Genomic DNA, 446 nt, shown 5'->3' on the forward strand with positions numbered 1-446 from the left:
TTCGAGAGCCGGCTCGCCGCGTTGGAAATGCGGCCGCGTCCTCCTGCGCCGGTCGCAGCCGGGCCGCAACCGGGAAACGAGGCTTTCGAGCGCCGGATCGCGGCTCTCGAAAGTCAGTCGCGCGAGTTGTCGGAGGCCGTCAATGCGGCCCGCAGCGCCGCCGAGGCGAGCCAGCGGCAGGCCGCCGAACTTGCAAACCGGGCGGAGCAAACCGCGCCTCCAGCGCCGCCGCCCGATCCCGCCATCCGCGAAAGCCTCGACAGGCTCCTGACCCGCCTCGATGCGGTCGAGGGGCGGATCGCTCAGGCGGCCCCGGCAGCGGCGGTCGAGGAGCTTCGGGCCGCCCTGCAGAATGCGCAGAACCAGGCGGAGGAGCGCCAGCGCACGCTGGCTGCGAGCCTCGGTGCGGTCCAGGCGGCAACGGCCGGCCTGAGCCAGCGGCTGCA

General features: G+C 73.5%; 1 protein-coding gene. It reads left to right on the forward strand.

Annotated features, from left to right (window positions below; genetic code table 11):
• Positions 1 to 446, forward strand: a 446-nt coding sequence (locus AC2JF9_RS09305) for a hypothetical protein (RefSeq protein WP_500727203.1), incomplete at both ends; no start/stop codon positions are given.

It is taken from the genome of Lactobacillus sp. C449L (genome assembly GCF_059900815.1).